The sequence below is a fragment of the Streptomyces sp. NPDC000229 genome, from assembly GCF_040300825.1.
GTDB lineage: Bacteria > Actinomycetota > Actinomycetes > Streptomycetales > Streptomycetaceae > Streptomyces.
Genome location: NZ_JBEPEL010000148.1, coordinates 1 through 6580, shown reverse-complemented (window position 1 = coordinate 6580; position 6580 = coordinate 1). Strand labels below are relative to the sequence as shown.

General features: G+C 71.8%; 8 protein-coding genes. 3 read left to right on the top strand and 5 right to left on the bottom strand.

The features are described from left to right. Positions 1–260: hypothetical protein (locus ABT360_RS34920; protein ID WP_351825722.1), on the top strand; the 260-nt coding region annotated here is incomplete at its 5' end. Here the strand turns inward: ABT360_RS34920 and ABT360_RS34915 are convergent. Next, positions 238–897 (bottom strand): DUF305 domain-containing protein, encoded by a 660-nt coding sequence (locus ABT360_RS34915; protein WP_351825720.1) that lies wholly within the window; start codon positions 895–897, stop codon positions 238–240. The two genes, ABT360_RS34920 and ABT360_RS34915, sit on opposite strands and share 23 nt — an antisense overlap. Positions 898–1058: 161 nt before the next feature. Here ABT360_RS34915 and ABT360_RS34910 point away from each other — a divergent pair, with 161 nt between their 5' ends. Further along, positions 1059–2582: an LVIVD repeat-containing protein gene (locus ABT360_RS34910; RefSeq protein ID WP_351825718.1), complete on the top strand. Its 1524-nt coding sequence runs from the start codon at positions 1059–1061 to the stop codon at positions 2580–2582. Here ABT360_RS34910 and ABT360_RS34905 read toward each other — a convergent pair. From ABT360_RS34905 to ABT360_RS34890, 4 genes are all read right to left on the bottom strand, one after another. Continuing rightward, the gene (locus ABT360_RS34905; RefSeq protein ID WP_351825716.1) at positions 2549–3208 is read right to left on the bottom strand and encodes a TetR/AcrR family transcriptional regulator; all 660 of its coding nucleotides are present in this window, start codon (positions 3206–3208) and stop codon (positions 2549–2551) included. The two genes, ABT360_RS34910 and ABT360_RS34905, sit on opposite strands and share 34 nt — an antisense overlap. A 163-nt stretch (positions 3209–3371) precedes the next feature. After that, positions 3372–4076, bottom strand: coding sequence for a phosphatase PAP2 family protein (locus ABT360_RS34900; protein WP_351825714.1), 705 nt, complete (start codon positions 4074–4076; stop codon positions 3372–3374). A gap of 96 nt (positions 4077–4172) precedes the next feature. Continuing rightward, entirely contained in the window at positions 4173–5108 is a 936-nt protein-coding gene (locus tag ABT360_RS34895) for a M56 family metallopeptidase (protein WP_351825712.1), read from the bottom strand. Between the two features lie 103 nt (positions 5109–5211). Next, complete coding sequence (locus tag ABT360_RS34890; RefSeq protein WP_351825711.1) at positions 5212–5766, bottom strand: DUF5134 domain-containing protein; 555 nt, start codon at positions 5764–5766, stop codon at positions 5212–5214. 141 nt (positions 5767–5907) lie between these two features. Here ABT360_RS34890 and ABT360_RS34885 point away from each other — a divergent pair, with 141 nt between their 5' ends. Continuing rightward, positions 5908–6471 carry a GNAT family N-acetyltransferase gene (locus ABT360_RS34885; protein ID WP_351825709.1) on the top strand — a complete coding sequence of 188 codons (564 nt, stop codon included), beginning with the start codon at positions 5908–5910 and terminating at the stop codon, positions 6469–6471. Positions 6472–6580 lie beyond the last annotated feature (109 nt).

The following is a 6580-nucleotide window of genomic DNA, read 5'->3' as shown; positions in this document are numbered from 1 at the left end:
CCTGCCTCGACCCCGGCGCGCACGTGCGCGCGGAACGCGTCGAGGTCGAGCGCGCCATCGGGTCCGTACGCGGTGAACGCGGCCGGGCGACGGCAGGCCGCGATCCGGCGCTCGCGGTGGTCGCGGCCGCGTACGCCGCCGGACGCAGCCGCCGCCCGGCGCTGGAGCCTCGTCGCCGCCGCCCGCGACGAGGGGTATCCCGCCCCGCGCCGCCACCGTCGCTGACCGGCACCGCCGTCACATGGAGCGCATCCGGTTGATCTCGGCCGTCTGCTGGGCGATCACGTCGTTGGCCATCTCCTCCACCTGGACGTTGTTCCCTTGCGACAGCACCTCGCCGGCCATGGTCACCGCCCCTTGGTGATGGGTGATCATCAGCTTCAGGAACAGTTCGTCGAACGCCTCACCGCGCGCGGCCCGCAACTGGTCCAACTGGGCCTCGGTGGCCATACCGGGCATCGTGCCGTGGTCATGGCCCGTGTGGGGCCGGGGCCCACCGTTGTTTTTCAGCCACCCCCGCATCGCGCCGATCTCCGGCTGCTGCGCCGCCGCTATGCGCGCGGCGACCTGCTTCACCTGCGTGGATACCGCGTGCTTGGCCGCGAGCGCGGTCATCTCCAGCGCCTGGCCATGGTGGACGATCATCATCTGCGCGTACATGAAGTCCGCCGCGTTCGGGGTGTCACGCGGGACCGCCCGGCGCGCCTCCTCCGGTGACAGCGTCCGCGCGGGCTCGCCGGGCTTCCCCGGTGCCACCACCGCCGGGCCGCCACTCCCGTCGGCCGCCCTGGTCTGCGGTTCCGTCCCGCTCCCCGAGGGCTCCGACTCGCACGCCGACAGGGCGAGCAGGGCGGTCAGGACGGCCGCCGCCGCGACGCTTGCGCTGCGCTTGAACACGAAGACCTCCAGGGGCACGTGGAATGGCTGGGACCGCCGCTGCGCTCGGGCACGTTCATTAAGTCTCTGTTGCCATCTATTGAGATGTGCATGCAAAGGAAGATACTGCCGGGGTCCATCACCCGTTCACCTTCGAACGGAGACAAGGGAGGGACGACGCAGTGACCCCGTTGCGCACCACTCACGTGCGACGCAGACGTCTGGGCGTGGCCACCGCCGCGGCCGGGCTCCTCGCGGCACTCCTGACGGCCGGACCCGCGGCCGCCGTACCCGACCCCGGAGACGCCCCCGCCCCACAGGGCACGGTCTCCTCGCAGGAACAGGCGGAAGCCCGCGCGGCGATCCAGGCCGGTGACATACCCGGCGTGGACGAAATCGTCCACAGCGACAACATCACCCACCTCGCCAATGTCCCGCGCGAGGCGTTCACCGGCATCAACTCGGACCTGGCCTTCCAGGGCAGGTACGCCTTCGCGGGCAACTACGACGGCTTCCGGATCTTCGACATCAGCAACCCCGCGTCCCCGAAGACCGTCGCCCAAGTCCTCTGTCCCGGTTCCCAGAACGACATCTCCGTCTCCGGCAACCTCCTCTTCCTCTCCACGGACTCCTCTCGCAGCGACAACTCCTGCAACAGCACCACGCAGCCCGCGACCGAGAAGTCCTCCTGGGAGGGCATGAAGATCTTCGACATCAGCGACAAGCGGAACCCCACGTACGTCGCCGCTGTCGAGACCGCCTGCGGCTCGCACACGCACACCCTCGTGCCGGAACGCAGGAACGTCTACGTCTACGTGTCCTCGTACTCGCCGCGCGCCGAGTTCCCCGACTGCCGGCCGCCGCACGACGGCATCTCGATCATCAAGGTGCCGCGCAAGGCCCCGGAGAAGGCCGAGATCGTGAACTTCCCGGTGCTCTTCCCGGGCGAGGGCCCCGACGGCGGCGGCAACCCGGGCGCGCCCACCAACCCGGGCGTCTCCAAGACCACCGGCTGCCACGACATCACCGTGCTGCCGTCCAAGGACCTGGCGGCCGGCGCCTGCATGGGCGACGGCATCCTGTTCTCCATCGAGGACCCGGAGAACCCGAAGGTCATCGACCAGGTGCAGGACAACGTCAACTTCGCCTTCTGGCACTCCGCGACCTTCAACCAGAAGGCCGACAAGGTCGTCTTCACCGACGAGCTGGGCGGCGGGGGCGCCGCCACCTGCAACGAGGCCACCGGCCCCCACCGTGGCGCCGACGGCATCTACGACATCGTCGGCAAGGGCGACAAGCGCAAGCTCGTCTTCCGCAGCTACTACAAGATCGACCGCCACCAGGCGGACACCGAGAACTGCGTCGCGCACAACGGCTCGCTCATCCCGGTCAAGGGCAGGGACCTCATGGTCCAGGCCTGGTACCAGGGCGGCGTCTCGGTGTGGGACTTCACGGACTCCGCCAGGCCCAAGGAGATCGCCTACTTCGAGCGCGGCCCGCTCAGCACCGAGAAGCTGGTCGGCGGGGGCTCCTGGTCGGCGTACTACTACAACGGCCACATCTATTCGAACGACATGGTCAAGGGCTTCGACGTGCTCAAGCTCGACGACCGCCGCACCGACCCGGCGAAGCGGGTGCGGATGCACGAGCTGAACGTGCAGACGCAGCCGCACTACTTTGACGATTTCGCCGATTCCGACGACTGACCAGGCGCGATCGATGTGCCGCCGGGCGGCTCCCCGTTCGGCGGCACACCGAGCTCCCAGTCCAGCCCGTACCGCTGGAACAACTCCGCACGCAGCCGCGCCGGGGCCATCGGAGCCCCCGGCAGCAGCACGGCGAAGACGGCACCCATCAACAGCGCCCGAAGGAGCGGATAGTCGGCGTCCACGTCCCGCGACCCATACCGGTCCACCGTGTCCCGCAGCACGGACGCCAGGCGCTGCTGCTCCGGCCCCTGCACGAACCCCTCCGCCTGGAGGATCCCGGCCATGTGCGTACGCATCAGCAACGGCTGCTCCACGGCGAGGTTCAGGATCGCGTCGATGGCCCGGGCCAGCCGCTCCCGCCCGTCCTCGCTGCGCGGCTCGCGCTCCAGCGCCGCTTCCAGGGTCCGGTGCATCAGCCGGTGCACCGCCGACTGGAGCAGCTGCCGCTTGCCGGGGAAGTAGTAGGACACCAGCCCGCGCGCCGAACCGGCCCGGTCCGCGATGTCGGCGAGCGTCGTCGCCTCGTACCCCCGCTCGGCCACCAGCTCGACCGTCGCCTGCAGCAGCCGCTCCCGCGAACGCCGCCGCAGCTCTTCGTTGACCGATGCGCTCCGCGGGGACATGCTTAACTCCTGCGTTGACTGGCTCACAGCCAATATACTCAGAGGCGTGCCGGTCGGACCGGGCGACGCGGGGGATCGTCCGGTCCGGTCGGCCGGTTCCGGCGTGTGCACAACCGCCGATCGTCCGGATTCCGGACGGAGTGTCTCGCGCGTGGGGCGGTGTTCAGTCCTGGTGCGTCAGGCCCCTCCCCGAGTCCCCGCGCGAGCCCCTTCGTACCGCAGTCCGGTCGTACGCCAGGACGGCGACGGCCACGACGCACGCGCCCAGCAGCCAGCCGGCCACGACGTCCGACGCCCAGTGCACACCCAGGTACAGCCGGGTCAGACCCACGCCCACCACGGAGACGGCGCCGAGGAGCAGGGCGGCGGCCCTCAGCCGCGGGCCCGCGCCCAACCGGGCCAGCAGCCACAGCAGCAGTCCGCAGGTGACCGCCGCCGTCATCGCGTGGCCCGACGGGAACGCCGCGTAGTGCGCCCAGTCCACCGGGTCCGACCACCGCGGCCGGTCCCGGCCCACCGCCGCCTTCAGCAGCTGCTGCACGGCCGAACCGAGCGCGCTCACCGCCGCCGTCCACACGGCCAGGAGCCGTTCCCCGCGCCGCCACAGCCACACCACCCCCGCCGTGACCAGCGCGCGCATCGTCCATGGATCCCACACCCAGTCGCTGAGGATCCGGTTGGCCCCGGTGAACGCCGGACTGCGGACGGCGGAGTCGTGCAGCCCGTCCGCCACGGCCCGGTCGAACGAGATCAGCGGCCCCCACTCGGCGGAGACGAGCACCAGCAGCACGGCCGTGAGGGCGCCGGACCACAGGGCGACGGCCGGGGCGGAACGGGAAGGCGTGGGGGGGAAGGTGGGGGAGCGCATGGGGTGATCCTCCCCGACCTCCGCCCGGGTATCCCCGGGTGATCGGCCACCGGCGCCGATTCCGGCCGCCCGCCCGGCCCGCCACGGGTCCCTGCGCTAACCCAGCGCTCTCAGCGCCGGCACGAACGCCACCAGGAGCGGCACCACCGGTACGAGCGCGGCGGCGGCCGTCAGGCGCAGGCGCCGCCCGGCCGTGAGGCGGGGCTCGGCGGTCAGGAGACGGTTGACGCGGTGCGGCAGCTGGGCGTCCGGCGTCGGACACGGCCCGAAGACCCCACGGTGCTCGTTCAGTTCCACCAGGGCGAGGGCGATCGTCAGCCGCCCGTACCGCTTCGACGCCACATCGTCCGCGGCCAGTTCCACCAGCCGGTGCATCTGGTCCCGGAACGCCGCGAAGACCGGGATCCGCGGGAACCCCGTGGCCAGCGCCGTCGAACAGTGCAGCAGCCAGTCGTGCCGCGCCCGCGCGTGTCCCTGCTCATGGGCGAGCACCGCATCGAGCTGATGCCCTTTCAGGCGGCGCAGCGCGGCCGTGGTGACGACGAGGCGCGGTGCCGAGCCGGGCAGCCACCAGGCGTCCGGCTGCTCGCCCTCCAGCAGTACCCAAGGCTCCGCGCCGCGCTCCTCACCGGGCAGAAGCGGTGAGCGTACGCGGAGTTCGGCGCGCCGCCGCCGGTGCCGCGCCCTGGCCCGGCGCACCTCCCGGGTGAGCATCGCCCCGGTCCACAGGCCGCCGCACGCCAGCAGCACCGCGAGAACGGCGGACCACGGCCCGTGCGCGCCCAGTTCGTACGCCTCGACCACCGCGCGCGGAGCGGGTGCGAACACATGCCCCCGCACCGCCTGCCAGGCGGCCGCCGCGCTGAACGTCATGGACAGCGCGAAGCACAGCAGTACCGCTGCCACCACGCACTGCCACACCCACAGCGCCACGACCGGCTCGCGCTCCGGCCAGTCGACCCGCGCCAGCAGACGCGGAGCCGCCACGGCGGTGACAAGGCCGAGCCCGAGCAGCGCGAGGGAGACCAGCATGCAGTCACCATATGAGCGGGGGACTACCCACTGGTATGGCCTTGGGCGTCAAGTGACGCACACCACGGAATCCGAAGCGCGGCTGCCACGGATTCCGCACCCGTCACATGGCCACCAGCATCGCCACCATGGCCAGGCCCATCGACACCCGACAGGCGAGGGCCACCTCGGGCCACGGACCGCCACGGCCCGACACAGCCGCCGACAAGGGCCCGGCCGGCACCAGGCGCACGCCCGTCGCCAGCACGTAGACGGTGTAGTACGCGAGCAGAGAACCCGTCACCAGTGGCACCCCGCCGGGCGCACCGTGCCCCCCGTGCGCCCCCGCACCGCCCCCGGCCATCGCCACCGCCATGTAGACCATGGACAGCGACCCCACCAGGTGGTGCAGGTGGTGACCGGTACCGGCCCGGACCGACCACAGCGCGCGCAGCGAGGCGGCACCGAACACCACCGCGTACAGCACCCATGCCCACTCCGGCGGTGCCACCGCCGCCGCGGGCACCGCCATCGCAGCCATCCCGAAGCCCATCAGCGCCTCGTCCAGCGCCGCCCGCCGCTCGGCGCCCGTACACCTCCTCGTCAGCGCCAGGCAGTAGGCACCCGCCCCTGCGCACAGGGCCACCAGCAGCCAGCCGGACATCGCAGGTCCGTGCACGACGTACCTCCCCCTCGACCAGACGGCTCCTGGGACGATGCCCGGACCGGAGAGGGTGCACGCGAGCGCAGGGGCGTACAGGGGGAGCGTGTACAGGGCGCGTTACGCTGCACAGCGGATCGACAGCCGTGAGGGAGAGCCATGGACACCGCACCGCCCCGGGCCGCGGACGAACTGACCTACCGCGACGCCACCGAGGCCGACGTCCCCGCACTCGTCGAGCTGGTCGAGTCGGCGTACCGGGGCGACTCCAGCCGGGCCGGCTGGACGACCGAGGCGGACATCCTGGAAGGGCAGCGCACGGACCCGGAAGGCGTCCGCGAGGTCATCGCCACGCCCGGCTCGCGCCTCCTCGTCGTCGAGCGCGGCGGCGATCTGATCGCCTGCTGCCAGCTGGAACACCGCGGTGACACCGCCTACTTCGGCATGTTCGCCGTACGCCCCGGCCTCCAGGGCGGCGGCCTCGGCAGGCGGATCATCGCGGAGGCGGAGCGGCTCGCGGTCGCCGAGTGGGGCGTGCGCGAGATGCACATGACGGTGATCTCGGTCCGGGACGAGCTGATCGCCTGGTACGAGCGGCGCGGCTACCGCCGTACCGGACGCATGACCCCGTTCCCGTACGGCGACGAGCGCTTCGGCCTGCCGCAGCGCGACGACCTCCAGTTCGAGCTCCTGGTGAAGGACCTCGCCCAGGGCCCGGCCTAGGGCCTCTCGTTCGAATCTTGCTGGGCTCGTGACGCCTGGACACCGCACCTCGCGGCGTTGTCGTCGGTCGCCAATGCTCCGCAGTGGCTCCTCCCCCTGCCTTCGGCGG

Excerpts from the sequence above, each read along its gene's own strand:
- ABT360_RS34905 (WP_351825716.1), bottom strand. The coding sequence starts at position 3,208 with ATGTCCCCGCGGAGCGCATCGGTCAACGAAGAGCTGCGGCGGCGTTCG.
- ABT360_RS34895 (WP_351825712.1), bottom strand. The coding sequence starts at position 5,108 with ATGCTGGTCTCCCTCGCGCTGCTCGGGCTCGGCCTTGTCACCGCCGTG.
- ABT360_RS34885 (WP_351825709.1), top strand. The coding sequence starts at position 5,908 with ATGGACACCGCACCGCCCCGGGCCGCGGACGAACTGACCTACCGCGAC.
- ABT360_RS34900 (WP_351825714.1), bottom strand. The coding sequence starts at position 4,076 with ATGCGCTCCCCCACCTTCCCCCCCACGCCTTCCCGTTCCGCCCCGGCC.